Genomic DNA, 26,155 nt, shown 5'->3' with positions numbered 1-26,155 from the left:
GTGGCCCTCATCGCGCTCGCCGCCGACAAGGGGGCCCCGGGCGTCACGACGGCCGCGGTGGCGCTCGGCGCGGTCTGGCCGCGTCCGGTGCTGGTCGCCGAGTGCGACCAGGCGGGCGGGGACCTGGTGTACCGGCTGCCCGCCGACCCCGCCACCTCCGACGGGTCGGCCATGCTCAACCCGTCCCGCGGGCTGCTCAGCCTCGCCGCGACGGCCCGCCGCGGGCTGCGCCCCGACCAGATCGCCGAGCACTGCCAGCGGCTCGTCGGCGGCCTGGACGTCCTGGTCGGCATCACCAGCGCCGAGCAGGCGCAGGGGATGACCTGGCTGTGGAGCCCGCTCGCCCGCGCGTTCCGCGGCCTCGGCGAGGTGGACGTCCTCGCCGACTGCGGACGGCTCGGCGCGGGCAGCCCGCTGAACGAGCTGCTGCGCGAGGCCGACATGGTCGTCCTGTTCACTCGCGCCACCCTCGAACAGGTCGCCCACCTGCGCGAACGCGTCGTCGCGCTGACCGGCGAGCTGCGCGGCGGACCGCCGCTCGGCGTCGTCGTCCTCGCCGACCCGCGCGACTTCCGCGCGTCCATCGCCGAGGTGGACCGCATCCTCACCGGCACCCGGCAGCGGCTGGAGGCGCGCGGCGGCGTCCCCACGCCGCCCGTCTCCGTCCTCGGCGGCCTCGCGCTCGACCCGAAGGGCGCCGAGCTGCTGTCCGGCCAGTGGGGCGGACGGCTCGACCGCACCCTGCTCATCCGCTCCGCCCGCGAGGTCGCGACCGCGCTGACGGCCCGCGTGGACGGCGGCCCCGCGGCGGAGCCGATGCTCGCCGAGGGGAGGTTCTAGATGGATCACGCGCTCGTCAAGCGGCTGCGCCAGGAGGTCGGCGACCGGCTCGCGCAGCAGCGCCGCCTGGACGCCGCGAACGGCCTGCCGCCGATGTCCGGCGAGGACGAGCGGCAGTTCGCCCGCGCGCTGATCTCGCAGGTCCTGGAGGAGTTCGCGCGCGGCGAGATCACCGCCGGACGCCGTCCGCCCAACGCCGAGGAGGAGGAGGCGCTCGCGGCGGGCGTGCACGCGGCGCTGTTCGGCGTCGGCCGCCTCCAGCCGCTGCTGGAGGACCCCGAGATCGAGAACATCGACGTCAACGGCTGCGACCGCGTGTTCATCGGCTACGCCGACGGCCGCGAGGTGATGGGCGAGCCGGTCGCCGAGACCGACGAGGAGCTCGTCGAGCTGATCCAGATCCTCGCCGCCTACTCCGGACTGTCGTCGCGCCCCTTCGACACCGCGAACCCGCAGCTCGACCTGCGCCTCCCGGACGGCTCGCGGCTGTCCGCCGTGATGGACGTGACCGTCCGGCCCGCGCTGTCGATCCGCCGCGCGCGGCTCGGCAAGGTGTTCCTGTCCGACCTGGTCGGCAACGGGACGTTCACCCCCGAGCTCGGACGCTTCCTGCGCGCCGCCGTCCTCGCCCGCAAGAACATCATGATCGCCGGGGCGACGAACGCCGGGAAGACGACCCTGCTGCGCGCGATCGCCAACGAGATCCCGCAGCACGAGCGCCTGATCACCGTCGAGCGCGCGCTGGAGCTCGGCCTGGACGCCTTCCCCGAGCTCCACCCGAACGTCGTCGCGTTCGAGCAGCGGCTGCCGAACTCCGAGGGCCAGGGCGCGATCTCCATGGCCGAGCTCGTCCGCCGCTCGCTGCGCATGAACCCGTCCCGGGTGATCGTCGGCGAGGTCCTCGGCGACGAGATCGTCACCATGCTGAACGCGATGTCCCAGGGCAACGACGGCTCGCTGTCGACCATCCACGCCAACTCGTCCATGGAGGTGTTCAACCGCATCGCGACCTACGCGATCCAGTCCGAGGAGCGCCTCCCGGTCGAGGCCACCCACATGCTCATCGCGGGCGCCATCGACTTCGTCGTGTTCATCGAGAAGCGCAACGACTACGCCGTCGGCGGCCGGCTGCGCCGCTACATCGCCTCCGTCCGCGAGGTCACCGGCGTGGACGGCCGCGTCCTGTCGTCGGAGGTCTTCGCCCTCGCCCCGGACGGCCAGGCCCACCCCGCCGCGCCCATCGCGTGCGCCGCCGAGCTGGCCGAACATGGCTACGACCCGGCGACCGGAGGCTGGTGACCATGCTCCGAACCCCACTTCCCCCGCCGCCCGACGCAGGCCGGGCGGCCGTACCTTCCGGCGCGGGTCCCGCGAGCGTGCCTTTCGTCGGGGGTCCCGCGAGCGTGCCTTCCGGCGCGGGCGCGGCGGCCGGGCCTTGTGACGGGGGGCCTTGATGTTCGCCCCGGACGTCCTGCTCGCCATCGTCACCGGCGCGATCGCCGGGGGCGGGCTGCTGCTGCTCATTCTCGCGGTGCGCGGGCTGCCCGCGCGTCCGGGCCAGCCGCGCCGCAGCCGCGAGGACCTGATCCGCACCCTCACCACCCGGACGGCCGTCGCCGTGATGAGCGCGCTCGCCGTCCTCGTCGTCACCCGGTGGGTCGTCGCCGCCGCCGGGACCGCCGCGCTCGTCCTCGCCTGGAACGGCCTGGCCGGAGGAGCCGCCGAGGAGCGGCGCGCGATGGTCCGCCTGGAGGCCCTCGCCGCCTGGACCGAGTCCCTCCGCGACACCATCGCGGGCGCGGTCGGCCTGGAACAGGCCATCCCCGCGTCGCTGCGCGCCGCCGCCCCCGCGCTCCAGCAGCCCCTCCGCGTCCTGGTGGACCGCCTGCACACGCGCGTCCCGATGCCCGAGGCCCTGCGCCGCTTCGCCGACGACCTCGACGACCCGTCCGCCGACCTCGTCGTCGCCGCGCTCATCCTGAACGCCAAGCTGCGCGGCCCCGGACTCCGCGACATGCTCGGCGCGCTCTCCGCGTCCGCCCGCGCCGAACTCGACATGCGCCGCCGCGTCGAGGCCGACCGCCGCGCCACCCGCCGCAGCGTCCGCATCGTCGTCGCCGTCTCGGTCGGCACCGCGCTCGTCCTCGCGATCTTCAACCACGGCTACGTCAAGCCCTACGACGACTTCCTCGGGCAGCTCGTCCTGATCCTCGTCATCGCCCTCTACGCGGGCGGGTTCGTGTGGCTGCGGCAGCTCAGCAGGTACGAGCTGCCCGGCCGGTTCCTGGTCGAGCCGAAGCCGACGCCGGGCGTCCCGGCGGAGGTCCCGAACACCGTCGCGAACTGGCGTCCCGGCTCCGGGTCGCTGCGCGGCAGGCACACCATGGACGCCGGAGGAGGCGGCTCGTGACCGGTGCGATCCTCGCGGGAGCCGTCGTCGGGCTCGGGCTCTACCTGCTGTCCCGCGCGCTGTTCCCGCCGCGTCCGGGCCTCGCGACCCGGCTGGCCACCTTCGACGCCGCCCGCGACCGCGAGCTGGCCGGCCGTCCCACCCGGACGTCCCCGACCCTGGAGAAGGTCGGCGGCCTGCGCGCCCGCGTCGGCACGGCGGCCGTCCGCTACTGCGACGCGCGCGGCTGGCAGCTCAGGTCCGTCCGCGCCGACCTCGCCATCACCGACCGGTCCCTGGAAGCGCTGCTCGGCACCAAGTTCCTGCTCGCCGCGTCCGCGCTGCTGTTCATCCCCGTCGTCACCGGATACTTCGCGCTGCTCGGCCTCGGCGCGAACATCGAGGCGCCGCTGTGGCTGTGCGGCGCGTTCGCCGTCCTGTTCTTCTTCATGCCCGACATGCAGCTCCGCCACGAGGCGCGCGGACGCCGCCAGGACTTCCGGCACGTCGTCGGCGCGTTCCTCGACCTCGTCGCGATGAACCTCGCGGGCGGACGGGGCGTCCCCGAGGCGCTGCTCGCCGCGTCCAGCGTCGGCGACGGCTGGGCGATGCTGCGGATCCGCGAGGCGCTGTCCAACGCGCGCATCTCCGGCCGGACGCCGTGGCAGTCGCTCGGCGACCTCGGCGACGAGCTGAACGTCGAGGAGCTGCGCGACCTCGCCGGCGCGCTCTCCCTGGTCGCCGACGACGGCGCGCAGATCCGCAAGTCCCTCGCCGCGCGCGCCGCGTCCATGCGCAGCCGCGAGCTGTCCGACCTGGTCGGCCGCGCGAACGAGCGGTCGCAGTCCATGCTGGTGGCCCAGCTGCTGTTCTGCGCCGCCTTCCTGATCTTCCTCGCCTACCCCGCTCTGATGCGCCTCACGACCTCGTGAGACGCCGCGAAGAAGGAGTACCGATGAACCCGCTGAACGATCCGATGGTCGTCTATCTGCGCGCCGTCCTGTCCGACCGCCTGCACCGCCTGCGCACCGGGGACGACGACCGGACGCTCGGCGCGTCCGCGATCGAATGGGCCATCATCACCGCCATCCTCGTCGGCGTCGCGGTCGCCATCGGAGCCGTCGTCAAGGGCCGCATCGACAAGGAGGTCGCGAACATCAAGTAGCCGCCCGTCCCTTCGGAGGACCCGTCATGCCGCGCACTGAGCCCCGGCCCCGGCCGTGCCCGCCGGGCGCCGACCCGCACTCACCCGAACCAGCCCCTCCCGGCCCGAACACCCCGAAAGGCCAGCGCGCCCCGGCCAGCGCGGCCAGCGTGGACGGCGTGGCCAGCGTGGACGGCATGGGCGGCCCGAATGACCCGGGTGGCGCGGCCAGCGCGGGCGACCTGGATGGCGCGGGCGCCCCGAACGGCGTGGACGGCCCGAATGACCTGGGTGGCCCGGCCAGCGCGGGCGACCTGGATGGCCCGGGCGCCCCGGCCGGCGCGGGTGGCACGAGGGTTGGGGGGCGGGTTCGTTCGGTGCTTCGTGTTCGCGGGGCGGGGGCCGTGTGCGAGGAGCGTGACCGGGGCGCGTCCGCGATCGAGTTCGCCATTCTCGCGCCGATCCTGATCCTCACGCTGCTGGCGGTGTTCCAGTTCGCGTTCTACTACTACGCGCGGGAGATCACGCTCGCCGCCGCGCAGTCCGGCGCACGCGTCGCCCGGACGTCCCCGGACGGCGGCTGGCAGGGCGCGGCCGAGCAGTCCGCGCGCGACTCGGCGTCCAAGGTGGGCCGGGGAATGCTGGACGGCGGCGTCCAGGTCCGGTCGGGACAGGACGGCGACCAGCGCTGGGTCGAGGTCAGCGGCAAGGTCGTCAAGGTCATCCCGTTCGTCAACTTCCACGTCTCGCAGCGCTCGCGCGGCCCGATCGAGTGCTTCCGTCCGGACACCGGCTCCGGCACCGCATGCCAGGACGGCGGCGCCCCATGACCGAGCGACCCGCGTTCCGGCGCCCGGTGGTCCGGCATGCCGTGGTCCGGCGTGCCGTGGTCCGGCGTGCCGTGGTCCGGCGTGCCGTGGTCCGGCGTGCCGTGATCGGGCGTGCCATGTTCCGGCGTCCGGCGATTCGGCGCGGTGCGTCCCGTCCGCTGCGGGACGACGAGGGCACGATGACGCTGGAGATGGTCTTCGCGACGCCGATCATCCTGCTGCTGATCGGCCTGCTCGTGATCTCGGGACGGGTCGTGGACGCGCAGAGCCAGGTGGACGGCGCGGCCCGGGACGCCGCGCGCGCCGCGTCCACCGCGCGGTCCGAGGGAGCGGCCCGCGACCTCGCCCAGCAGGCCGCCACCGGCGACCTGTCCGGGCACGACTGGTGCTCCGGCGGCCCCGCGATCAGCCCGGACACCAGCGCCTGGGGCGCGGGCGGACGCGTCGCCGTCACCGTGACCTGCCACGTCGACTTCTCCGACCTGGCCCTGCCCGGCTTCCCCGGCAGCCGCACCCTCACCGGCAAGGCCGTCGCCCCGATCGACACCTACACGTACCGGGGCGGTGGCAACCCATGACGTCCAGGGACGAGACGGGCGACATCCGGCACCAGGACGGTCCGGCGCGACCGCGGCGCACCTTGCTCCGCAGGCTGCACGACCCCGAAGAGCGGGACCGGGGCACGATCACGCTCTACATCGTCCTGTTCACGCCCGCCGTGTTCGTCCTGGCGGGCCTGCTCCTGGACGGCGGCCGGGCCATTCACGCCCGGCAGCGCGCCGCCGACATGGCCGAGCAGGCCGCGCGCGCCGGAGCCAACCAGATCGACACCGCGACGCTCCGCGACACGGGCAAGGTGCAGATCGACACGCAGACCGCGTGCGCCAGCGCCGACTCCCTCCTGGACGACTACGGCCAGCAGGTGAACTCACGCAACTGCGACTCGACCCCGAACGAGGTGCACGTCTCTGTCCAGATCACCGTCCATCCCCAGCTGCTCGGCATCATTCCGGGAATGGGCGAGTTCCACATGACCTCCGACGCGTCCGCGCATCCGGTGACCGCCGACAACCCGCGCTAAGCAGCCGTCGGAAATCCGCCAGCGCACCTCCGCCCGGCTGGCCAGACTCGGCTCATGAGCAACGAACTGGACGCCTGGTCCGTCATGCGGAAGTTCTATGAAGCCGAGGCCGCTTACGTGGCGGCGGGCGGGTACGGCAAGGCGAGCTACGAAGAGGTCGCCGAATACCTGGACCCGGAGGTCGTGCTCTACCAAGCCCCCGGCATGCCGTTCAGCGGGACGGGGGAATGGCGAGGACACGACGGCATGGAGCAGTTCATGGCCGCGTTCAGCGACTGCTGGGAATCCATGGAATTCCTCGGTCAGGAGCACTGGGGCGACGGTGACACGGTCGTGGTGAGCAATCGCGTCCGGTTCCGGGCGAAGGCCACCGGACGGGACGTGGAGACCCGAATCCTCCAGATGATCAAGGTGCGCGGCGGGCGGATGCTCGAATGCCGTCCGTTCTACTGGGACCCGTCCGCGATCGCCGAAGCCTGCGCGGTGCCGAGCGCGCCGGACGCCTAGGAGCCGCCCGCGACAAATAGGGGTGCCGGAGGCGGCGAAAGCGCGTCAGGCCACGGCGGTGCTTCTGTCGTGTATTTCGGTAGCAGGAACGCAACACGCGGTTCCGGACCGGCGGCGACCAGGTCACCGTGCTGTTGCGGATCGATCCGGCGCGGCGGGACGGCCTGGCGGGCACCGCCCTGGCCGTCCTCTCCGAAGAGACCGACGCGGACGGCAGGCTGTGGCTGGAGGTGACCTTCCCGGACGCCAGGCACGCCATATGGGCGCTGTGGGAACTCGGCACGAGCGCGGAGGCCCTGTCCCCGCAGGGGTTGCGGACTGCCCTGCACGACCGGGCCGTCGCCATCGCCGCGTCCTACGAGTGACCCGTCAGCGAGGCACACGCCGCCCGCCAGCGAGGCGCGCGCTTGTCCGTTAGCGAGGTGCGTGTTTGTCCGTCGGCGAGGTGCGTGTTTGTCCGTCGGCGAGGCGCGCGTTTGTCTGTCGGCGGGGTGGGTGTTTGTCCGTCGGCGGGCGTGCGTTGGCCGTGGGCGGGGGGTGCGCGTTGCTCATTCGCGATCAAACTTTCGGATGCGATCCGCACCCGCGCAACAACCTCGGGCCGATCTGGTGCCGCGCGGCGACCAGGCGTGTTAGACGGTGCGCATGGGCAACGAGCGATCCATGTGGCAGGGACTGCTGAACGGTTCTCCGCGGGCGGAGCGGGAACCGGCGTTCCGGCCCGCGCGGCGGATGACCCCGGCGGACGTCGAGCGGCAGCGGTTCACCACCACGCGGCTCATGCCGGGCTACTCGATGGACGAGGTGGACGCCTTCCTCGACCAGGTACGGGACGAGCTGGCACGCCTCATCCGCGAGCGCGACGAGGCCCGCGCCGCGCGCCGCGACTCCCGTCCGCTGCCGTGAAGCGCGGACGTGCGCCGCGCGTCCTGTGAGCGCCGAGTGCGTTCACACGACGGTGGCGTCCGGTTCTGTCAACGGCGGTCGGACGGCTTGCGCATCGCCGCCGCGCTACGTGCCCTGCGCGGCAGGCGAGGCGCCTTCAGTTCCGGCCGCCGCTCCGGCTCGGGTTGCGGCTCGGTGGCGGTCGGGACGTCCCAGATGGAGCGTCCGGGAGCGGCGGGAGCCGCCCAGCTGGACAGGTCGGGTGCCGCTGGCGCGTCGGGGGCCGGCGGGGTGTCCCAGACGGACGGGTCGGGCGCCGGGGGCGCTGCGGCGGTCGGCGCGGGCGGAGTGAACAGGACGTTCGGGTCGTCCTGCGGGAGCGGGACCGGGGCCGCGAACGTCGGAACGGTCCTGGACGCGGTGGGGACGGTTGTGGTCCGCGGTTGGGGCGCGGTCTGCGGCTGAGTCGCGGTCTGCGGTTGGGGCGTGGTCTGGGGCGGCTGCGGCGCGGACGAAGCGCGCGTTCCGGGCGTGGAGGACGCGCGGGGCTTGCCTTCCGGCGTCGCGTACGCGCCGTCCTTGCGGCGGGGCGCTCGGCGGACGGTGTTGGTCGCGACCATGGCCTCGCGGTCCTCGGGCTCGTGGCGGGGGATCAGCAGGACGGCGCCGACCGCGAGCGCGAGGCCGAGGCCGGTGAGCGCGAAGCGCGCCGGGCCCTGCGGGAAGGGTTGGCCGTAGACCAGGATTCCGGTCAGCCACAACGAGGCCTTCGAGCCGACCGCCAGAACGATGATCACCACGGACAGGCGGCAGCGCTGGAGGCCGATGTGGGCGAGCGCGGCCCCGAGGAGTCCGGCGACGACGACCACGTAGGGATGCGGGGTGAGGAGGACGGCCTCCCAGTCGCGCGGGGCGTGCCGCAGCAGGCGTCCGATGCTCGCGCCCGAGCTCTCCGCGCAGCCGACGACGACGCCCGCGCCCAGGCCGTACGCGACGCCCGTGACGCGCTTGGCGTGGCGTCCGGACACGGCCTTGTCCCGGACGGTGAACAGCCACAGCGGGATGAGCACGGACGGCCCGACCACCGCGGCGATGCGCCACAGCGGGGCGGACGCGTCCCACGGCCCGGCCCCGGACGGCGGACGGTGCCCGTCGAGCATGTCCCCGGCCGCCGCGAGCGACAGCAGCGCCAGCACGAGGACGAGGAACGCGCGCGTCTCGCCCATCCCGACCCGCTCGCCGAAGTTCGACACCGAGATCAGCAGCAGGACGAGCATGACCGGCCCGTACATCGGGACGACCAGGCTCGGCGGGATCCGGGTCAGGACGTAGCTCTGCAGGCCCAGCCCGTAGACCAGCAGGGCGAGCCCGCACAGCCACAGCGGGGAGGTCGCGAGCCGCCACGAGGTCTGCACCGGACGCGCGCCCGCGAGCCTCGGCATGCGCCGTCCCGCGACCTTGAACACGGCGAATCCGGCGACGTAGGCGGCCGGTGCTCCGGTGGCCAGGACAAGCGCCCCCATGGCTGCTCCTCGGTGGCGGTGGATGCCGAGCCGGTGTGCTTGTTCACACGGCGTTCTCACAACGGATTCGACCGTGAAATCGCCCGTACGACCAGCCCTGGAGCCGATTCTTATCGCCGATTGATGAAAAGCGGCTCAGTCGTCCGGCGGCGTCCAGGCGACGACGAGCGCGAGCAGCCCGGGGAAGCGGTCTTCGAGGTCCTCGGTGCGGACGTGGCTGCGCCGCTCCAGGCCGTACTGGCGCTGCCGGATCAGCCCCGCCTCGCGCAGCGCGCGGAAGTGGTGCGTGAGGGACGACTTGGGCCGGTCGAACCCGAACCATCCGCAGGTGTGGTCGAAATCCTCGCGCTCCAGCAGCAGCCGCTGGACGATCTCCAGCCGCAGCGGGTCGCTCAGCGCGCCGAGGACGGTCTCCAGCCGCAGGTCGGCGGCGTCAGGTTCGGGCAGCGGCTCGGGCGCGTCGGGCGGAACGGGCAGCTCCCGGACGTCGGCCAGCGTCGCAGCTCGCCGCCGGTGCCCAGCGGGCGGGTTCGCGGTGGCGCGCTCTCGGGTCTTCGGCATGGCACCTCCTTGTACGAGTTTGATCGTACTGCATGCTAAGTTCGAAAAATCTCGTACAAGGAGGACCCCTCATGCTCCAGACCCGGACGGCCCCGGCGCCGCGGACCACCGCGTCCCACGTGTGGCTCGCCGCCTGGCCCGTGACCGCCGTGTTCGTGCTGTCGAACGCCGCGACCCCGCTCTACGTGCTGTGGCAGCACCGGATCGGGTTCTCGCGCGGCACCCTCACGGTGATCTTCGCCTGCTACATCGTCGGCCTGCTCGGCTCGCTGCTGGTGTCGGGCGTGGCGTCCGACCGGCTCGGGCGCAAACCCGTCCTGCTGCCCGCGCTCGCCGCCGCGCTCGTCGCGTGCGGGCTGTTCGCGACCGCCTCGTCCGTGGCCGCGCTGATGGCCGCGCGTCTGCTCACCGGCATCGCGGTCGGCGCGGCGGTCTCCGCCGGGATGGCCGCCGTGACCGACGTCGCGGGCCCGGACCGCCGCCGCCTCGCCGCGCTTCTGGCCTCGACCGCGATGGTCTTCGGCGCGGGCCTCGGGCCGCTGCTCGCCGGCGTCCTCTCCGAGACCGGCCCCGCCTGGACGGTCTTCGCGCTCGAAGCCGTCCTGCTGGTCACCGCGATCGCCGTCGTCCTCCGCATGCCGCTCCCCAAGCGCGACCGCAAGGACGCGTCCGAGCGCAAGAATGCGGCGGGGCGCAAGGGCGCGTCCGAGCGTGGGGACGCGGCGGAGCGCAAGGGTGCGGCGGAGCGCAAGGACACGCCCGAGCGTGGGGACGCGTCGGAGCGCAAGGACGCGGCGGAGCGCAAGGACGCGGCGGAGCGCAAGGACGCGGCGGAGCGCAAGGACGCGGCGGAGCGCAAGGACGCGGCGGAGCGCAAGGACGCGGCGGAGCGCAAGGACGCGGCGGGGCGGAAGGCCGGATGGATCCGCGTGCCAGGCGTGCCGCACGAGAACCGGCGGCACCTCGCTATGGGCGTGGCCGTGTTCGCGCCCGGGATCACGGCGACGTCCTTCGTCCTCTCGCTCGGGCCGTCACTGCTGTCCGGACTGCTCGGCACGGACAACCGGATCGTCGCGGGAGCCACCGCGTTCGTCATGTTCATCGCCGCGACCGGGGTCCAGTTCGCCGTCCAGGGACTGGAGCGCCGCAAGGTGCTGCTCGCCGGGGCCGTGAGCACGCTGGTCAGCATGGGGACGCTCGTCCTGGCCGTCCAGACGCGCGGGGTCGTGCCGCTGGTCGCGGCGGCCGTCCTCGCCGGGGCCGGGCAGGGGCTCGGACAGCTCGGCGGGCTGTCCCTGCTGAACTCGAACGTCCCGCCGCGCCGCCTCGCCGAGGCCAACGCGGCGCTCAACGTCGGCGGATACCTCCTGGCCGGAACCCTCCCGGTCGCCGCCGGCTACCTCAGCGACCCGCTCGGCCTCCCGACCGGCGCGACGCTCTTCGCCGCCGTGCTCGCGGCCCTAGCCGTCGCGGGCGCCGCCGTCGTAGCCGCCCCGTCCCGCCGCTGAGGCCCAACAGACAGCACGAGAACGAGAACCCGCCCGCCGCGGCACCTGCCCCGCCGCGGCGGACGGCCCACCCGCGCACTCACGTGCTTACGAGTTTTTATCGAGAAGCGCTGATCGGGCGGGTTTCCGCAGTTGTGGCGGGGGCGGGGTGGGGAGCGGGCGCGCGGAGCAGGTCGGGCAGGAGGGTGAGCAGGCCCGCGCCGGCGAGTGCGGCGCCGGTCCACAGCGGGGCGCGCAGGCCGTGCGCGCCGATCAGCGCTCCGCCGACGGACGACCCGACGATGATCCCGAGCGTGATGAAGGACGAGTGGACGGTGTTGACCAGCGCCCCCGTGTTCCCGGCGCGCTGGACGCGGGCCGCCATCGCGGGGTTCATCGTGACGCCGACCAGGCCGATGCCGAGCAGGCACGCGACGGCCGGGACCTTGTCCTCCGCGAGGAGCGCGAATCCGGCGAGGAACGAGGTGTTGAGCAGCAGCCCGGCGACCTGGACGCCGACCGTGTGCCGGTCGGCGAGCCGTCCGACGACCATGTTGCCGACGACGGTCGCCGCGCCGTAGGCGATGAGCAGCAGCGGGACGGCGCCGGTCGAGAACCCCGTGACCTCGGTGAGGATCGGGTTGAGGTAGGAGAACGCGGCGAACGTCGCGCCGATGATGAACGTGCTGGTGGACAGCGTCAGCCAGAGCCGCGGACGGGCGAACGCCGAGCGGTCCCCGCCCGCCTCGGCGGGCTGCGCGCGGTCGAGGTCGGGCAGGCCGGCGCGGATGACGACGGCGGCGGCGAGGGTGAGGACGCTGATCGTCCAGAACGCGACGCGCCAGCCGAACCGCTCGCCCACCAGCGTGGACAGCGGCATGCCCAGCAGCGTCCCGATCATCAGGCCGTTCAGCACGACGCCGACGGCCCGTCCGCGCCGGTCGGCCGGGACCATCCGGACGGCGGTCGTGATCGCGGTGCCGATGAACGCCTGCGACGCGACGCCGGTGATGATCCGGGCGCCGACCATGACCGGGTAGGACGTCGCGAGCGCGGCCAGCACGTTGCCGGCGAGGAACGCCGCCGACAGCGCCAGCAGCGCGGAGCGGGGTCGCAGCCGTCCGGCGGCCATGGCGAGCGGCGGCCCGCCGATCGCCATCGCGGCGGCGAACGCCGTGATCAGGTACCCGATCTTCGGAACGGTGGTGTGCAGGCCGTCCGCCATCTGGGGCATCAGCCCCGCGACGACGAACTCGCTGGTCACCATGGTGAAGATGCCCAGGGCCAGGAGATGGATGGCGCGCGGCATGTAGCGGACTCCATTCTGCATCGTTCAGTGCAAAACTCGGGCATGCGAAGGCGAAGGCATGGCCTTCGCCCGGCGAGCTGTGGTGGTCGGGCTGAGTTTCAGCGGGGAGCGCCGGCCGACGACCGCGTCAGACGCCCGGCGGGGCGGGCAGATGGCGTGAAAGGTCTTGGGCGGCCGTCCGGCGGAGCGGGCGGTGACGCAGAGAGCTTCAGGCGGGCGTTTGGCGGAGCGGACGGGTGACGCGGAGGGCTTAGGTGGGGGACCAGTGGGGCGGGCCGATGGGGATGTGGGAGGTGTCAGGGGGTGTGGTGGACGTGTTCGGCGGGGGACGGCCGGACGTGGGGTGTGTGAGGGGTGAGGGTCAGGGCGTCGAGGGCGGTCTGGGCTATCGCGGACAGGGTGTCGAGCGAGGCGCCGCCCTGGCCCGAGATGCGGATTCCGGCGATGACGGCGTTCAGGTAGTGGGCCAGCTCGACCGGGTTGCGCGTGGACGTGATGGAGCCGTCGCGCAGTCCCGCGGCGATGACGGCGCGGAGGGAGGTGAGGCGGCGCTCGGTGTCGCGGGCGAGGTGCGCGGCGATCTCGGGGTCGCGTCCGGCCAGCTCGACCGTGGTGTTCACCGAGAGGCAGCCGGTGCCGCGCCCGTTCCGGGAGTTGGCCTCCTCCTGCTCGATGACCAGGGCCATGAACCGGCGGAGCCGGTCCACCGCCGGGGTGCCGGGGCCGTCGAGGATCTCCAGCTGCGCGGCCGTCATCATGTCGGTGTAGCGGATCAGCGCGCGGCGGAAGAGCTCGTGCTTGCTGGTGAACGCGTTGTAGACGCTGCTGCGGTCCAGGCCGAGGGCGGTGCACAGGTCGCGGGTGGACGTGGCCTCGTAGCCGTTCTCCCAGAACAGCCGCATCGCGGCGTCCAGGGCACGGTCCTCGTCGAAGGTGCGCGGTCTGGCCATGGACCGCACCCTAGCGGTTTTGCATCGACTGGTGCAATACCGTCCGTCGCGGGATCGTTGTCAGCCCGGGATTGCCCGCGGGGCGTGCCTGTCTACGATGGCCATGCGACCTCAAGACCCGCAGAACTCCCGACCTTCTAGGGGCGCGATGGCGACGAGACAGGCTGGCGGGCCGGGCCTCGGTCAGGGGCAGCGGCGGCCAGGGGGACCGCGGCGCCGCCGCGGACCGGCCGACGTGCTCACCGGCGTGGGCGCGCTCCTGGCGCTCGCCGCGCTGCTCATCGGCGTTCCCTACGCGCTGCTGACGCTGTTCGGCTCGCCGGTCCCGGACCACGTCCCCGCGATGTCCGACCTCACCCAGCGGATCGGGCCGTCCGCGCTGATCAACATCCTGGTCGTGCTGGTCTGGCTCGCCTGGCTGCAGCTCGCCGCCTGCGTCGTGGTCGAGGTCTACGCGGGCGTCCGGGGCGTCGGCGTGCCCGCCCGCGTCCCGCTCGCCGGGGGGACGCAGTCGCTCGTCCACCGGCTCGTCGTCGCCGCGCTGCTGCTGTTCACCGCCACCAGCGCGATCATGCCCGCGTTCAGCGGACGGGACCTGTCGGTCCGGCCGCCGACGACGCAGACCGAGGAGTACCACCGGCTGCCGGCGTCCGCCGCGTCCGCCGCCGCTCCGGACCGTCCGGGCGCACCCGCCGCCGCGCCCGACCGCGAGGTCGCCGAGACGCTCGCCGGGCACCCGGTCGAGAAGTCCGCCACGACCAAGATCTACCGGGTGAACCCGCCCGAGGGACGGCACCACGAGAGCCTCTGGGAGATCGCCGAGAAGTGCCTCGGCGAGGGCCGCCGCTACAACGAGATCTTCGAGCTGAACAAGGGCCACGTCCAGCCGGACGGCAGCCGCCTGCACATCGCCAGCCTCATCCGCCCCGGCTGGATCCTCCAGATGCCCGCCGACGCCAAGGGCGCGCAGGTCGTCCCCGTCCACCAGCTCCACGACTACTTCCACTACGGCCACCCCGTCCCGCACGAGCACGCGAAGCCGGACGTTCCGAAGCCCCCGGCGAAATCCCCCTCACCTCCCGCGCCGGGCCACACCGTCCCCGGCCACTCCGGCCAGCCCGCGCCCGCCCCGAGCAACCCCGCGCCCGGCCAGCCTGCGCCCGGCCAGCCTGCGCCCGGCCAGCCTGCGCCGAGCCAGCCTGCGCCCGGACATTCCGCGCCCGCGCCGAGCAACCCCGCGCCCGGTCAGCCCGCGCCGGGGCATTCCGCGCCCGCGCCCGGCAACCCCGCGCCCGGCAACCCCGCGCCCGGCAACCCCGCGCCCGGCAACCCCGCGCCCGGCAACCCCGCGCCGGGGCAACCGGCGCCGAGCAGGCCCGCGCCTGGACATTCCGCACCCGGTCAGCCCGTGCCTGCGCCGAGCAACCCCGCGCCGGGGCACACTGCGCCTGCGCCCAGTAATCCCGCGCCGGGGCATCCGGCGCCTGCTCCTAGCAGTCCTGCGCCTGCGCCCGGGAGCCACGCGCCGGGGCATACCGCGCCTGCGCCGAGTGCGCCTGCGCCGGGCGACTCCGCGCCTGGGCAGACAGCTCCGGCGCCGGGCAACTCCGCTCCCGCGCCGGGCAACTCCGCGCCCGCGCCGGGTCACTCGGCGCCTGCGCCCGGGAGTCGCGCGCCTGGGCAGGGGACGCCCTCGCAGTCCGCGCCCGGGAACGGGCGACCGGGAGGCGCTTCGTCTGGGACGTTGGCGCCGAGCGGGGGCGGGGCGGCGGACGGGACCGCGAAGCCGTCGCACGACGCGGAGGGCGAGGCCCGGCACGGCGGGTCGCCGGTCGGGCGGAACCTGTCGTGGCCGCAGGGCGTCGCGGCCGCGTCGCTGCTGGCCGCCGGGCTGCTCAGCGCGCTCGGCCGGCGCCGCCGGACGCAGATGTGGCATCGCGCGTTCGGGCAGATGATCGTCCGTCCGGAGGGTGCGGCGGCGGTCGCCGAGCAGGCGCTTCGCGTCGGCGCGGACGACCGGGGCGCGCGGATGCTCGATCTCGGCCTGCGCATGCTGTCGCGCGCGCTCGCCGCCGAGGGACGCCCGCTGCCGACCGTCTACGCCGTCCACCTCGGGGCCGAGAGCATGGACCTGTGGATCGCTCCGGCGGATCCGCAGCCGCCCGCGCCGTGGCGCGCCTACGACGAGGGCCAGGTGTGGCGGCTGCGGGCCGCCGACGTGTCCGAGGACGGGCTGGCGGACGTCCTCGCGCCGTATCCCGGACTGGTGTCCCTCGGCACGAACGAGACCGGCCGCATCCTGGTCGACCTGGAGGCCGCGCACGGGCTCATCGCGATCCGCGGGGACGACGCGAACCGCCGCGCCGCGCTCGCCGCGCTGGCGCTCGAACTGGCCACCAACCGCTGGTCCGACCACATGCGGATCACGCTGGTCGGGTTCGGGCAGGAGCTCGGCGAGGGCCTGGCCGAGGTCGCGCCGGACCGCGTCCGGGCCGTCCCGACGCTGGTCGAGGCGCTGCCCGAGCTGGAGGCGCGCAGCGAGGAGGTGCGGCAGGCGCTCGCCGCGTCCGGCGTGGACTCGGTGCTCACCGGACGCGCCAGAGGCGTGTTCGGCGAGGCGTGGATGCCGCACTACCTGATCATGTCGGACGCCCCGACCGAGCACGAGGCCGACCGGCTCGTCGCGCTCGCCCGCACCGGCACCCGGATGGCCGCCGGGTACCTCGTCCCCGGCGACGTCCAGGGCGCGACCTGGACCTGGGACGTGGACGGGGCCGGGCGCCTGCACGCCGGCGTCCTCGGCTTCGAGGTGGACGCGCAGCTCGTCCCGGAGGAGCAGTACCGGGGCGTGTTCGAGCTGTTCCGCACGGCGTCCGACCTGCGCTCGGTCCCGATGCCCGAGCCGTCCGCCGAGGACGCCGCCGAGCCGCCGGGCGAGGGCCGCTCGGCCGTGGACATCCGGCTGCTCGGCCCGATCGAGGTGGACGCGCCCGGCCCGATGGACGACGCGCGCCGCGACCTGTGCACCGAGGTGCTGGTCTACCTCGCGACGCATCCGAACGGCGTGCACCCGACCGTCCTCGGCGGCGCGGTGTGGCCGCGCGGGGTCAGCCAGGCCGTCCGGGACGCGTGCATCGCCCGCGTGTCCGACTGGGTCGGCCGCGACGGCCGGGGCCGCCCGAACCTGTACCACGACGAGCGCGGACGGATCCGGCTCGGCTCGGACGTCCGGGTCGACTGGTCGGTGTTCCGCTGGCTGATCTGGCGGTCGGCGGCCGAACCGTCCTCCGAGACCGCCTACATGTCGTACGCGCTCGACCTGGTGCGCGGCCCGCTCCTCGCGGACCGTCCGCGCGGACGCTACGGATGGCTCGCCGCCGAGTCCCTCGAATACGAGGCCGCGGCCCGCATCGTGGACGTCGCGCACCGGCTGGCCGTCCTGCGCCTCGACGCGGGCGACGTGCGCGGCGCGCTGGACGCGTCCCGCGCGGGCCTCCGCTTCGCGCCCCGCGACGAGGTCCTCTGGCGCGACCTCCTCCGCGCGACCCGGGCGACCGGGGACGACGACGCCGTCCGGGCCGCCGCCGACGAACTCCGCGCCTACGCCGGCTACGACCCTCTCCAACCGGAGACCGAAGCCCTGCTCGAAGAGCTCCTACCGCAGTGGCGCCACGTCCCCACCCGCTGACCGCCCCACCGTGGCGCGGTCTCAGGCGTCGCGGTCGGCGGGCGTGACCAGCGCCCACGACTTGATCGAGCCGTGGCCGCCGTCCCAGGGGAGGTGGTCGGCGACGTGGCCCATCGAGTCGCCGGCGTCGGAGTTGAGGACGGTGACCTCGGTGAGCGGCCCGTCCTTCATGTTCGCGCAGTACGTGTACGCCCAGATCGGACGGTCCGGGTACGCGTAGCCGTCGAGGAGCGCGTGGATGACGCGCATGGTCGGCGGCTGGTCCACGGCCGCGTTGCGGACGGCTTCGCCCATGCCGCCGAAGTCGCGCATCGCGAGCGGCCCGGCGTGGACGTGGACGCTCTGCTTCCCGTTCGTCATGAGGAACGGCGTGACGCGGTCCATCAGGTCGGTGCCGGGCACGTAGGCGGCGGCGAAGACCGGGAACGTGTTGTGCATCCAGCCGTCGACGGCGTCCGCGACGGGGTGCCGGTCGCCGCCGCCGATGCCGACCGCCTGGTCCCAGGCGGGGATCCCTCCCGACTCGGGCAGCACCACACCGATCGGGATGCGGACGACCAGCCCGTTCGGCTGCGGGTCGGGCGTGCCGACGACGATCCGGAGCCCGTGCTCGGCCAGCTCCACGGCGTCCCCGTCCGGACGGGCCGGGATGCGGTGCCCTTCGGTCAGCATCCGCGCCAGGTGGTCGGCGACGGCGGTCGCGCTGATCTCGTTCATGACGGGTCACGGTACCGAGAACGCCGTCCGCTCTGCCTGTCGTGGGCCTCCGGCTCAGCGGTAGATGCCGGGACCGCCGAGAGAGCGCCGTCCGGGCTGCGGGAACGGCAGCGGCGCCCCCGGACGGCCCGGCAGGCGCACCGTCCGCGACGGTGTGCCGGTCCGGGTGTCGAGCGCGAGCAGCGTCCCCGAGGACGGACGGGTCAGCCAGAACGTCCGCCCGTCGATGGACACGCCGCCCGCCGCGAGCACGCCGCTCCCCGGCACCGCCCAGCGCGCCGCGACCCGCCGCGACGCCACGTCCAGCACGGTCACGCCGGACGGTCCGACCACGTAGAGGGAGCGCGCGTCCCGGCTCAGCACCAGCGCGGACGCTCCCGGCGACGTCCGGACGAACCGGGCGGTCGCGAAGTCGGCGGCGTCCAGGAGCCAGACGCCGCCGAGGCCGGCGTCCGCGACGGCGAACTGCGACCCGTCCGGCAGCAACCGGATCGCGGACGGCCGCGACCCGTCGGGCAGCACCCGGCTCGCATCGACCTCACCCCGGCGCGGATCCACCCGCACGACCCGCCGCGCGTTCGCGCACGTCACCGCCACCCGGGACGCGTCAGCGGAGAAGTCCGCCGCTCCGCCCGGGCACGGCAGCGGGACCGACGTCCAGGAATCCGAGCCCGGCCCCCCGATCCCGACGCGACGGCTCTGAGACGCCAGAACGAGCGCCGTCCGCGCGTCCGGCGCGAAGTAGAGCGTTCCGGCCACGGGCAGCCGCCGCCCAACCTCGCCCCCCGCCACATCCTGCGTCCTAGCCGCCGCCGGCCAACGCGTCGACCATCCCGAACGAAGCACTCCCCAAGACCCCCGCCCCGCCACCCCCTCCGCCCCGCGCGCCGACTCGCCCCCGCGCGCCGACTCGCCCCCGCGCGTCGCTCCCTGCGCCCGCACTGTGCCCTGCGCTTGCGCTGTGCCCTGCGCTTGCATTGGAGCCTGCGTCTGCATCAAGCCCTCCGCCCCGCGCGTGGCTCCGCCCGTCCGCGTACCGTGCGCCGAGCGTTGCGGGGCGTGTGGTGGTGCGGTGGGACGGCGGGTGGGGAAAGGCGGGATGCGGCGGTCGCGGCCGGTCGCGGTGGGGGGTAGGGGCACGACCGTCCCGTGCGTGGTGTCGTTCAGCCAGAGTTCCCGCAGGTCAGGAGCGGCCGTGAGCTGGACGGGGCCGGGTGGTGACGGGCTCAGCCGTCCGATCGGCCGCAGCGTGCGCGCCTCCAGGACGGTGACGCCGCCCGTCCGGGAGTCGGGCACGTACAGACGCTGCGGCAGGTGCCGCAGCGGCCCGGTCAGCGAGGACGGCCCGGTCGTCGCGGCGTACACGCCCGCCGCGTCCTGTGCGGACTGCGCGGGGCCGGGCGGCTCGACGCGCGGCGCGGTCCGCGCGTACGGCGCGGGCGCGCCGAGCCCGACGACCGGCGCGTCGGCGGGGCCGTGCCCCGGCTTGTAGAAGGCGACCGGCGCGCGGCATCCCGCGGTCAGCGTCAAGGCGGTCGCGAGCAGCGCCGTCACCTTGCGGAAGGAGACGGCGGACGCGGAGCGCGACGGCACGGTCACGGCCGGGACTGTACCGCGTGCGTACGCTCGGTGCCCGAATAATCACCAAAGGCAGCCCCGGGCGCGCCTTCACGCGGGCGCCGAAGGGCGGGGTGGCCCCTGCGGTGGAAGGGGAGTGAGACGAGTGTGGCGGGGCGGTTAGTCGGAGGTGCCGTAGCCGATGCCGAACTCGCGGTAGACGCGTTCCCAGAAGCCGTCCCGGAGCCAGGTGCGGGCCTCCTGGTAGGGGCGGAGGGAGCCGCCGAGCTCCTTCTCGGCCTCGATCAGCAGCTCCTTGTCGATGACCGGCGGCAGGATCGGGCCGGGGAGCAGGTCGCGGATGTTGTCCCGGCCCCGCTCGAAGATCCACTTCTGGGCGACGTGCTCGCCGATCTCCAGCATGTGGGCGCGGTCGGGGCCGAGCTTCCCCTCCGACAGGGACGCGGCGGCGGCGTTGAGCGCGGCGGCGACGGTCGCCGGGGTCGGCGCGGGGGCCGGGGCGTGGTTGGCGCGTCCGGCGGCCGGGGCGGCGGGCGCCGCGGATTCACCGGCCGGGGCGGGCGCGCCGGGCGCGGGACGCACCGACGGCACCCGTCCGGCGAAGACCTGCGACGGGGACGGCACGCCGGTGGGCTTCCCGGCCGCGGGCGCGGTCTCGCCGGGCGCGACGGCGGGCACCGGCAGGGCCTTGGCCTTGGTGAAGTACGGACGCAGGAAGTCGGCGGGCAGCACCTCGACCGTGTCGGACTCCCAGACCAGCCATTCGGCCTGGTTGGAGCCGTGCGTCGGTTCCACGCCCCACAGGTGGACGCGGACGCCGTAGCGCTGTGCCGCCTCCACGGCGGGCAGCATGTCCTCGTCGCCCGCGAGCAGCACCGCGTCGGTGATCGCGCGGTGCCGGGCGAGCGCCTCCAGGTCGGCGCGGAGCTGGGCGTCCACGCCCTTCTGCTGGCCCTGCGCGTTCAGGTTGCCGAGCCGCAGCTTCACCAGCGGCAGGTTGGCGATGACGCGCTGGTCGACGGTCGGCTGCCGCTTGGGCGCGGCGTCGAACCAGTAGACGCGGAGCAGCTCGCCGAGCAGCTGGCTGTCGGCGTGGTCGGTCAGCGCCTTGATCAGCTTCTCGGCGGCGACCCGGTACTCGCGCCGGGAACCGCAGCCGAGCAGGAGCGCCCCGGAGGCCGCGTAGAGGTACCCCGCGTCGACGAAAATCGCGTAGCGCGCGGGCTGAGGAACGAACTCCGAGGTGGCCATCGTCACTCACCTTATGCGTGCACCCCCCGCTCCTGCGGGTGAACGAAGGTTACGTGTCGCGACGCGGCCACGCGCTCGGCGTGTCCGGGAAACCGCTGATCACTCAGCCTGGAAGGGCGCTCGCCCGCCACGCGCCCGGCCCCGGACGGACCGGAGCCGGGGTGCGCGTGAGGCGGGACCGGTCCGCCCAGCGCGAGGGCGGACGGCCGCCGGACGACCCGTCCCGAGCCGCCGCCGCGGCCTGGGCGCGCGCGGTCAGCACCGCGACCAGCGCCGCGACCTCCTCGGCGGACGGCTCGCCGCGCACGACCCGCAGGAAGGCCCCGCGCCCCTGCGCGGGGGAGTTGTCGTCGGACATCGCCACGCTCCTTAAAGCGGGATGTTGCCGTGCTTCTTCGGCGGCAGCGTGCGGCGCTTCTCGCGCAGCGAGCGCAGCGCCCGGACGACCTGCCCGCGCGTCTCGGACGGCTTGATGACCGCGTCCACGTAGCCGCGCTCGGCCGCGATGTACGGGTTGGCGAGGGTGTCCTCGTACTCGGTGACGAGCTCGGCGCGGCGCGCGTCCGGGTCGTCCGCGGCGGCGAGTTCGCGCCGGTAGAGGATGTTGACGGCGCCCTGCGCGCCCATGACCGCGATCTGCGCGGTCGGCCAGGCGAGGTTCACGTCCGCGCCGAGGTGCTTGGAACCCATGACGTCGTACGCGCCGCCGTACGCCTTGCGGGTGATGACCGTGACGAGCGGGACGGTCGCCTCGGCGTAGGCGTAGAGCAGCTTGGCGCCGCGGCGGATGATGCCGTTCCACTCCTGGTCGGTGCCCGGCAGGAAGCCCGGGACGTCCACGAAGGTCAGCACGGGGATGTTGAACGCGTCGCAGGTCCGGACGAACCGGGCGGCCTTCTCCGAGGCGTCGATGTCGAGCGTCCCGGCGAACTGCATCGGCTGGTTGGCGACGACGCCGACCGAGTGGCCCTCGACGCGTCCGAACCCGACGATCATGTTCGGCGCGAACAGCTGCTGGACCTCCAGGAACTCGCCCTCGTCCAGCACGCTCTCGATCACGCGGTGCATGTCGTACGGCTGGTTAGGGGAGTCGGGGATGAGGGTGTCGAGGTCGGCGTCCGCCTCGTCGGGGTCGACCGGCACGTCGTAGGCGGGCGCGTCGGACAGGTTGTTGGACGGCAGGTAGGCGAGCAGCGCCTTGACGTACTCCAGCGCGTCGTTCTCGTCGGACGCCTGGTAGTGCGCGACGCCGGACTTGGTGTTGTGCGTGTGCGCGCCGCCGAGCTCCTCGAACGTCACCTCCTCGCCCGTGACGGTCTTGATGACGTCCGGGCCGGTGATGAACATGTGCGAGGTCTGGTCGGCCATGATCACGAAGTCGGTCAGCGCGGGCGAGTACACCGCGCCGCCCGCGCACGGCCCGAGCACGACCGAGATCTGCGGAATGACGCCGGAGGCGTGCACGTTCCGCTTGAAGATCTCGGCGTACAGGCCGAGCGCGACCACGCCCTCCTGGATCCGCGCGCCGCCGGAGTCGTTGATGCCGACGACCGGGCAGCCGGTCTTCAGCGCGTGGTCCATCACCTTGGTGATCTTCTCGCCGAAGACCTCGCCGAGCGAGCCGCCCATGACGGTGAAGTCCTGGCTGAACACCGCGACCGGCCGGCCGTCGATCGTGCCGTGCCCGGTGACCACGCCGTCCCCGTAGGGCCGGTTGGCGTCCACGCCGAAGGAGGTGGCCCGGTGCCGCGCGTAGGTGTCGAACTCGACGAACGAGCCGGGGTCGAGCAGCGCGTCGATCCGCTCGCGCGCGGTCATCTTGCCCTTGGCGTGCTGCTTCTCGACCGCGGCCGCGGACGCCGCGTGCACCGCCTCGTACCGTCGCCGTTCCAGGTCCGCGATCTTGCCCGCCGTCGTGTGGATGTCGATGTCGTCCACCGCGGGCTCAGGAGCTTCCATCGCCATGCCGTGAAGGGTAACCGTCCCCTGACCGGCGTCCGGCGGGCGGGGGCCGCTCTGCGCGAACCGGAAGAACCGGGGTGGGGGCGCGCCCGTAGAGGGGGGCGCAGTGGTCCAGACCTCTGGGGCCGCTCACTAGTCTGGCCCCGTGGCTGACAAGACGCGTGAAACGCTGCGGCAGGACATGCCCGACGCCCTGCGCCGGGACGTCCGGCTGCTCGGTGCCATGCTCGGGGACGGGCTCGTCGAGTACGGCGGGCCGGAACTGCTCTCCGACGTCGAGAGACTGCGCCACGCCGTGATCGCCGCCCGGCGCGGCGAGGCGGGCGCGGACGAGCCGGCCGCCATCGTGGACGGCTGGTCCCTGGAGCGCGCCGGGCAGGTCGCCCGCGCGTTCACCGTGTACTTCCACCTGACCAACCTCGCCGAGGAGCACCACCGCATCCGGACGCTGCGGGAGCGGGACGCGAGCGGCGGCGCGGTGTCCGGCTCGGTCGCCGCGGCGGTCGAGGCCGTCCGGGCGGAGTCGGGCGAGCAGCGCCTGGCCGCCATGGTGGACGGCCTGGAGTTCCGCCCGGTGTTCACCGCGCACCCGACCGAGGCGCGGCGGCGCGCGGTCGTGACGTCCATCCAGCGGATCAGCGACCTGCTGTTCGCGCTGGACGGCGCGCCCGAGGACGGCGCGGAGCGGGCCGAGACCGAGCGCCGCATGCGCGAGGAGATCGACCTGCTGTGGCGCACCGCGCTGCGCCGGCACACCCAGATGGACCCGCTGGACGAGGTCCGCACCGCGATGGCCGCGTTCGACGAGACGATCTTCCGGGTGGTGCCGCGGATCTACCGGACGCTGGACGCCGCGCTCGACGACGGCCGCACCGGCGCCCGCCCGCCGCGCGTCCGCCCGTACCTGCGGTTCGGGTCCTGGATCGGCGGCGACCGCGACGGCAACCCGTACGTGACCGCGCGGGTCACGCGGGAGGCCGTGATGATCCAGGCGGAGCACGTGCTGCGCGCGCTCGCCACGATGGCGGCGCGGGTCGGCCGGGAGCTGACCGTCGCCGAGTTCACCACGCCCGCCTCGGCCGGGCTGCGCGCCGCGCTCGGCGCCGCCCGGACCGCCAACCCCGAGCACCTCGCCGAGATCGCCAAGCGCTCCCCGGACGAGCCGCATCGCCAGTTCCTGCTGCACGTGTCCGACCGCATCACCGCCACGCTGGAGCGGAACGCCGACCTCGCCTACGCGAACCCGGACGAGCTGCTCGCCGACCTGCGCGTCCTGCAGGAGTCGCTCGCCGGGTCGGGCGCCGCGCGGCAGGCGTACGGTCGCGTCCAGGACCTGATCTGGCAGGTCGAGACGTTCGGCTTCCACCTGGCCGAGCTGGAGATCCGGCAGCACTCCGAGCTGCACGAGAAGGCGCTCGACGAGGTCCGCGCGGGCGGCCCGCGCAGCGAGATGACCGACGAGATCCTCGACACGCTGCGCGTCGTCTCCTGGATCCAGGGCCGGTTCGGCGTCGAGGCGTGCCGCCGCTACGTCGTGTCCTTCACCCGCTCGGCGCAGGACATCGCGAACGTGCACGAGCTCGCCGCGACGCTCGGCGACGACGCGCCCGTCCTCGACGTGATCCCGCTGTTCGAGACCGGCGAGGACCTGGAGCGCGCGCCGTCCGTGCTGGCGGGGATGCTGGACATCCCGGCCGTCCGCAAGCGGCTGGACGACACGGGCCGCCGCATGGAGGTCATGCTCGGCTACTCCGACTCGGCCAAGCAGCTCGGCCCGACCTCGGCGACCCTCCGCCTGTACGACACGCAGGAGGCGCTCGCGGCGTTCGCCGCCGAGCACGACATCACGCTGACGCTCTTCCACGGCCGGGGCGGCTCCCTCGGACGCGGCGGAGGCCCGGCGAACCGGGCGATCCTCGCGCAGGCCCCCGGCTCGGTCGCGGGCCGGTTCAAGGTCACCGAGCAGGGCGAGGTGATCTTCGCCCGGTACGGCCAGCCGCAGATCGCGCTGCGCCACGTCGAGCAGGTCACCAACGCGATCCTGCTGGCGTCCACCGACGCCGTCCAGGACCGGGCCCGCGACGCCGCCGCCCGGTTCCGCCCGCTCGCCGACCGCATCAGCGACGCGGCGCGCGCGTCGTTCCGCGCGCTGATCGAGACCGACGGGTTCGCGACGTGGTTCGGCCGGGTCAGCCCGCTGGAGGAGATCGCCGAGCTGCGCATCGGGTCCCGGCCGTCCCGGCGGAAGGCGGCGCGCGGCCTGGAGGACCTGCGGGCCATCCCGTGGGTGTTCGCCTGGACGCAGACGCGCGTGAACCTGCCCGGCTGGTACGGCCTGGGCAGCGGCCTCGCGGCGGTCTCCGACGACGGACGGTCGCTGGACGAGCTGCGTGAGGCGTACGCCGAGTGGCCGCTGTTCCAGACGCTTTTGGACAACGCGGAGATGAGCCTCGCGAAGACCGACCGCGCGATCGCCGAGCGGTACCTGGAGCTGGGCGAGCGGCCCGAGATGACCTCGGCCGTCCTGGAGGAGTACGACCGGACGCACCGGCTCGTCCTCGCGGTCACCGGGCACGAGCGGCTGCTGGAGAACCGCCGCGTCCTGTCCCGCGCGGTCGAGCTGCGCAACCCTTACGTGGACGCGCTCTCGCACCTCCAGCTCCGCGCTCTCGGCGCCCTCCGCTCCGGCACGGTCACGGACGAGACCGAGCGCGCCCACCTGGAAGACCTGCTCCTGCTGTCCGTGAACGGCGTAGCCGCCGGCCTCCAGAACACCGGCTGATTTCGCGCCTCTCCGAGCGCTTCCCGAGCGCCTCCCGAGCGCCTCCGCGCGCCCGGGAGCGCGCTGCGCGCGCCGGGGAAGCGCCCTCCGTGCGCCCGGGGCGCCCTGCGTGCGCTTGTGGAACGCGTTCGGCGCGCCTGCGGAGCGCCTTTCGGGCGCGTTTTGAGCGTCCTCGCCGTTTGCGGCGGGGGCGCTTTGCTTTTCCGGGGTGCTCAGACCTTCTCGACTCGGGTGTCCTCGGGACGGATCGGACGGCCGTCCGCGTCGCGGATCTCGATGGGGGACAGCGGGCGGCCGGCGCGGTCGAGCAGCTCGGAGTGCGGTTCGCCCGGCTCGAAGGAGTGCCGCTCGCCCCACTGGCGCAGCGCCACGATCACCGGGAACAGGTCGCGGCCCTTGGCGGTCAGCGCGTACTCCCGGTAGGCGCTGCCGTCCGAGGCGGGGACGGGTTCGAGGATGCCCGCCTCGACCAGCGCCCGCAGCCGCGCGGACAGGATGTTCTTCGCCACGCCCAGGCTGCGCTGGAACTCGCCGAACCGGCGGCTGCCGTCGAAGGCGTCCCGCACGATCAGCAGCGACCACCAGTCGCCGATCGCGTCCACCGACCGCGCCACCGGGCACGTGCTGCCGTCCAGTCTCGTTCGCCGCACCATGGTTGCAAGATGCTACCA

The 26,155-nt window shown here is 74.0% G+C and carries 22 protein-coding genes and 2 pseudogenes; 14 read left to right on the top strand and 10 right to left on the bottom strand.

The annotated features are described in order from the left end of the window. The 11 genes and pseudogenes from ACFPCY_RS24940 to ACFPCY_RS24890 form a co-directional block, all read left to right on the top strand. Entirely contained in the window at positions 1-840 is an 840-nt protein-coding gene (locus ACFPCY_RS24940) for a hypothetical protein (protein WP_378259014.1), read from the top strand. After that, positions 841-2,139 (top strand): CpaF family protein, encoded by a 1,299-nt coding sequence (locus tag ACFPCY_RS24935; RefSeq protein WP_378259013.1) that lies wholly within the window; start codon positions 841-843, stop codon positions 2,137-2,139. 154 nt (positions 2,140-2,293) lie between these two features. Next, a complete protein-coding gene (locus ACFPCY_RS24930) occupies positions 2,294-3,250 on the top strand; it encodes a type II secretion system F family protein (RefSeq protein ID WP_378259012.1) in 957 nt (318 codons plus the stop codon). Further along, complete coding sequence (locus tag ACFPCY_RS24925) at positions 3,247-4,161, top strand: type II secretion system F family protein (RefSeq protein WP_378259011.1); 915 nt, start codon at positions 3,247-3,249, stop codon at positions 4,159-4,161. Before ACFPCY_RS24930 ends, ACFPCY_RS24925 begins: the two co-directional genes overlap by 4 nt. Before the next feature lie 23 nt (positions 4,162-4,184). Further along, positions 4,185-4,394, top strand: a complete 210-nt coding sequence (locus ACFPCY_RS24920; protein ID WP_378259010.1) for a hypothetical protein — start codon at positions 4,185-4,187, stop codon at positions 4,392-4,394. Positions 4,395-4,777: 383 nt separating this feature from the next. Beyond that, positions 4,778-5,203, top strand: coding sequence for a TadE/TadG family type IV pilus assembly protein (locus ACFPCY_RS24915; protein WP_378259009.1), 426 nt, complete (start codon positions 4,778-4,780; stop codon positions 5,201-5,203). After that, complete coding sequence (locus tag ACFPCY_RS24910) at positions 5,200-5,781, top strand: TadE/TadG family type IV pilus assembly protein (RefSeq protein ID WP_378259008.1); 582 nt, start codon at positions 5,200-5,202, stop codon at positions 5,779-5,781. The genes ACFPCY_RS24915 and ACFPCY_RS24910 overlap by 4 nt, the downstream gene beginning before the upstream one ends. Continuing rightward, the gene (locus tag ACFPCY_RS24905) at positions 5,778-6,284 is read left to right on the top strand and encodes a Tad domain-containing protein (RefSeq protein WP_378259007.1); all 507 of its coding nucleotides are present in this window, start codon (positions 5,778-5,780) and stop codon (positions 6,282-6,284) included. The genes ACFPCY_RS24910 and ACFPCY_RS24905 overlap by 4 nt, the downstream gene beginning before the upstream one ends. A gap of 54 nt (positions 6,285-6,338) precedes the next feature. Next, entirely contained in the window at positions 6,339-6,791 is a 453-nt protein-coding gene (locus tag ACFPCY_RS24900) for a nuclear transport factor 2 family protein (protein ID WP_378259006.1), read from the top strand. A gap of 83 nt (positions 6,792-6,874) precedes the next feature. Then, a pseudogene (locus ACFPCY_RS24895) lies at positions 6,875-7,156 on the top strand (WCX domain-containing protein); the annotation flags it as partial. Positions 7,157-7,523: 367 nt separating this feature from the next. Beyond that, positions 7,524-7,664: pseudogene (locus ACFPCY_RS24890) on the top strand (DivIVA domain-containing protein); the annotation flags it as partial. A gap of 101 nt (positions 7,665-7,765) precedes the next feature. Here ACFPCY_RS24890 and ACFPCY_RS24885 read toward each other — a convergent pair. After that, positions 7,766-9,199, bottom strand: a complete 1,434-nt coding sequence (locus ACFPCY_RS24885) for a hypothetical protein (RefSeq protein ID WP_378259005.1) — start codon at positions 9,197-9,199, stop codon at positions 7,766-7,768. A gap of 135 nt (positions 9,200-9,334) precedes the next feature. Continuing rightward, entirely contained in the window at positions 9,335-9,760 is a 426-nt protein-coding gene (locus ACFPCY_RS24880; protein WP_378259004.1) for an ArsR/SmtB family transcription factor, read from the bottom strand. 71 nt (positions 9,761-9,831) lie between these two features. Here ACFPCY_RS24880 and ACFPCY_RS24875 point away from each other — a divergent pair, with 71 nt between their 5' ends. After that, positions 9,832-11,268: an MFS transporter gene (locus ACFPCY_RS24875; RefSeq protein WP_378259003.1), complete on the top strand. Its 1,437-nt coding sequence runs from the start codon at positions 9,832-9,834 to the stop codon at positions 11,266-11,268. A 97-nt stretch (positions 11,269-11,365) separates the two neighbouring features. On the opposite strand, the gene ACFPCY_RS24870 is transcribed toward ACFPCY_RS24875, so the two are convergent. Continuing rightward, positions 11,366-12,556, bottom strand: coding sequence for an MFS transporter (locus tag ACFPCY_RS24870; protein WP_378259002.1), 1,191 nt, complete (start codon positions 12,554-12,556; stop codon positions 11,366-11,368). Between the two features lie 296 nt (positions 12,557-12,852). Next, positions 12,853-13,506 carry a TetR/AcrR family transcriptional regulator gene (locus ACFPCY_RS24865; RefSeq protein WP_378259001.1) on the bottom strand — a complete coding sequence of 218 codons (654 nt, stop codon included), beginning with the start codon at positions 13,504-13,506 and terminating at the stop codon, positions 12,853-12,855. 235 nt (positions 13,507-13,741) lie between these two features. Here ACFPCY_RS24865 and ACFPCY_RS24860 point away from each other — a divergent pair, with 235 nt between their 5' ends. Next, positions 13,742-17,194 carry a hypothetical protein gene (locus ACFPCY_RS24860; protein ID WP_378259000.1) on the top strand — a complete coding sequence of 1,151 codons (3,453 nt, stop codon included), beginning with the start codon at positions 13,742-13,744 and terminating at the stop codon, positions 17,192-17,194. 21 nt (positions 17,195-17,215) lie between these two features. Here the strand turns inward: ACFPCY_RS24860 and ACFPCY_RS24855 are convergent, their stop codons facing one another. The 5 genes from ACFPCY_RS24855 to ACFPCY_RS24835 form a co-directional block, all read right to left on the bottom strand. Next, positions 17,216-17,911, bottom strand: a complete 696-nt coding sequence (locus ACFPCY_RS24855; protein WP_378258999.1) for a DUF6348 family protein — start codon at positions 17,909-17,911, stop codon at positions 17,216-17,218. A gap of 54 nt (positions 17,912-17,965) precedes the next feature. Beyond that, a complete protein-coding gene (locus ACFPCY_RS24850) occupies positions 17,966-19,510 on the bottom strand; it encodes a hypothetical protein (protein ID WP_378258998.1) in 1,545 nt (514 codons plus the stop codon). Between the two features lie 138 nt (positions 19,511-19,648). Then, on the bottom strand, positions 19,649-20,740 hold the full coding sequence (locus ACFPCY_RS24845) for an NYN domain-containing protein (protein ID WP_378258997.1): 1,092 nt from the start codon (positions 20,738-20,740) through the stop codon (positions 19,649-19,651). A 103-nt stretch (positions 20,741-20,843) separates the two neighbouring features. Next, complete coding sequence (locus ACFPCY_RS24840) at positions 20,844-21,098, bottom strand: acyl-CoA carboxylase subunit epsilon (RefSeq protein WP_378258996.1); 255 nt, start codon at positions 21,096-21,098, stop codon at positions 20,844-20,846. Between the two features lie 11 nt (positions 21,099-21,109). After that, the gene (locus ACFPCY_RS24835) at positions 21,110-22,705 is read right to left on the bottom strand and encodes an acyl-CoA carboxylase subunit beta (protein WP_378258995.1); all 1,596 of its coding nucleotides are present in this window, start codon (positions 22,703-22,705) and stop codon (positions 21,110-21,112) included. Between the two features lie 178 nt (positions 22,706-22,883). Between ACFPCY_RS24835 and ACFPCY_RS24830 the strand changes: the two genes are divergently transcribed. Continuing rightward, complete coding sequence (locus tag ACFPCY_RS24830; protein ID WP_378259373.1) at positions 22,884-25,484, top strand: phosphoenolpyruvate carboxylase; 2,601 nt, start codon at positions 22,884-22,886, stop codon at positions 25,482-25,484. 212 nt (positions 25,485-25,696) lie between these two features. Here the strand turns inward: ACFPCY_RS24830 and ACFPCY_RS24825 are convergent, their stop codons facing one another. Beyond that, positions 25,697-26,137 carry a winged helix-turn-helix transcriptional regulator gene (locus ACFPCY_RS24825; protein WP_378258994.1) on the bottom strand — a complete coding sequence of 147 codons (441 nt, stop codon included), beginning with the start codon at positions 26,135-26,137 and terminating at the stop codon, positions 25,697-25,699. Between the last annotated feature and the right edge of the window lie 18 nt (positions 26,138-26,155).

The sequence above is a fragment of the Actinomadura gamaensis genome, from assembly GCF_042652125.1.
GTDB classification, from domain to species: Bacteria; Actinomycetota; Actinomycetes; order Streptosporangiales; family Streptosporangiaceae; genus Spirillospora; species Spirillospora gamaensis.
This window is presented reverse-complemented; position numbering and strand designations above follow the sequence as displayed.

Excerpts from the sequence above, each read along its gene's own strand:
- ACFPCY_RS24935 (WP_378259013.1), top strand. The coding sequence starts at position 841 with ATGGATCACGCGCTCGTCAAGCGGCTGCGCCAGGAGGTCGGCGACCGG.
- ACFPCY_RS24930 (WP_378259012.1), top strand. The coding sequence starts at position 2,294 with ATGTTCGCCCCGGACGTCCTGCTCGCCATCGTCACCGGCGCGATCGCC.
- ACFPCY_RS24920 (WP_378259010.1), top strand. The coding sequence starts at position 4,185 with ATGAACCCGCTGAACGATCCGATGGTCGTCTATCTGCGCGCCGTCCTG.
- ACFPCY_RS24910 (WP_378259008.1), top strand. The coding sequence starts at position 5,200 with ATGACCGAGCGACCCGCGTTCCGGCGCCCGGTGGTCCGGCATGCCGTG.
- ACFPCY_RS24905 (WP_378259007.1), top strand. The coding sequence starts at position 5,778 with ATGACGTCCAGGGACGAGACGGGCGACATCCGGCACCAGGACGGTCCG.
- ACFPCY_RS24900 (WP_378259006.1), top strand. The coding sequence starts at position 6,339 with ATGAGCAACGAACTGGACGCCTGGTCCGTCATGCGGAAGTTCTATGAA.
- ACFPCY_RS24885 (WP_378259005.1), bottom strand. The coding sequence starts at position 9,199 with ATGGGGGCGCTTGTCCTGGCCACCGGAGCACCGGCCGCCTACGTCGCC.
- ACFPCY_RS24880 (WP_378259004.1), bottom strand. The coding sequence starts at position 9,760 with ATGCCGAAGACCCGAGAGCGCGCCACCGCGAACCCGCCCGCTGGGCAC.
- ACFPCY_RS24875 (WP_378259003.1), top strand. The coding sequence starts at position 9,832 with ATGCTCCAGACCCGGACGGCCCCGGCGCCGCGGACCACCGCGTCCCAC.
- ACFPCY_RS24870 (WP_378259002.1), bottom strand. The coding sequence starts at position 12,556 with ATGCCGCGCGCCATCCATCTCCTGGCCCTGGGCATCTTCACCATGGTG.
- ACFPCY_RS24865 (WP_378259001.1), bottom strand. The coding sequence starts at position 13,506 with ATGGCCAGACCGCGCACCTTCGACGAGGACCGTGCCCTGGACGCCGCG.
- ACFPCY_RS24855 (WP_378258999.1), bottom strand. The coding sequence starts at position 17,911 with ATGAACGAGATCAGCGCGACCGCCGTCGCCGACCACCTGGCGCGGATG.
- ACFPCY_RS24845 (WP_378258997.1), bottom strand. The coding sequence starts at position 20,740 with ATGGCCACCTCGGAGTTCGTTCCTCAGCCCGCGCGCTACGCGATTTTC.
- ACFPCY_RS24840 (WP_378258996.1), bottom strand. The coding sequence starts at position 21,098 with ATGTCCGACGACAACTCCCCCGCGCAGGGGCGCGGGGCCTTCCTGCGG.
- ACFPCY_RS24835 (WP_378258995.1), bottom strand. The coding sequence starts at position 22,705 with ATGGCGATGGAAGCTCCTGAGCCCGCGGTGGACGACATCGACATCCAC.
- ACFPCY_RS24830 (WP_378259373.1), top strand. The coding sequence starts at position 22,884 with ATGCCCGACGCCCTGCGCCGGGACGTCCGGCTGCTCGGTGCCATGCTC.
- ACFPCY_RS24825 (WP_378258994.1), bottom strand. The coding sequence starts at position 26,137 with ATGGTGCGGCGAACGAGACTGGACGGCAGCACGTGCCCGGTGGCGCGG.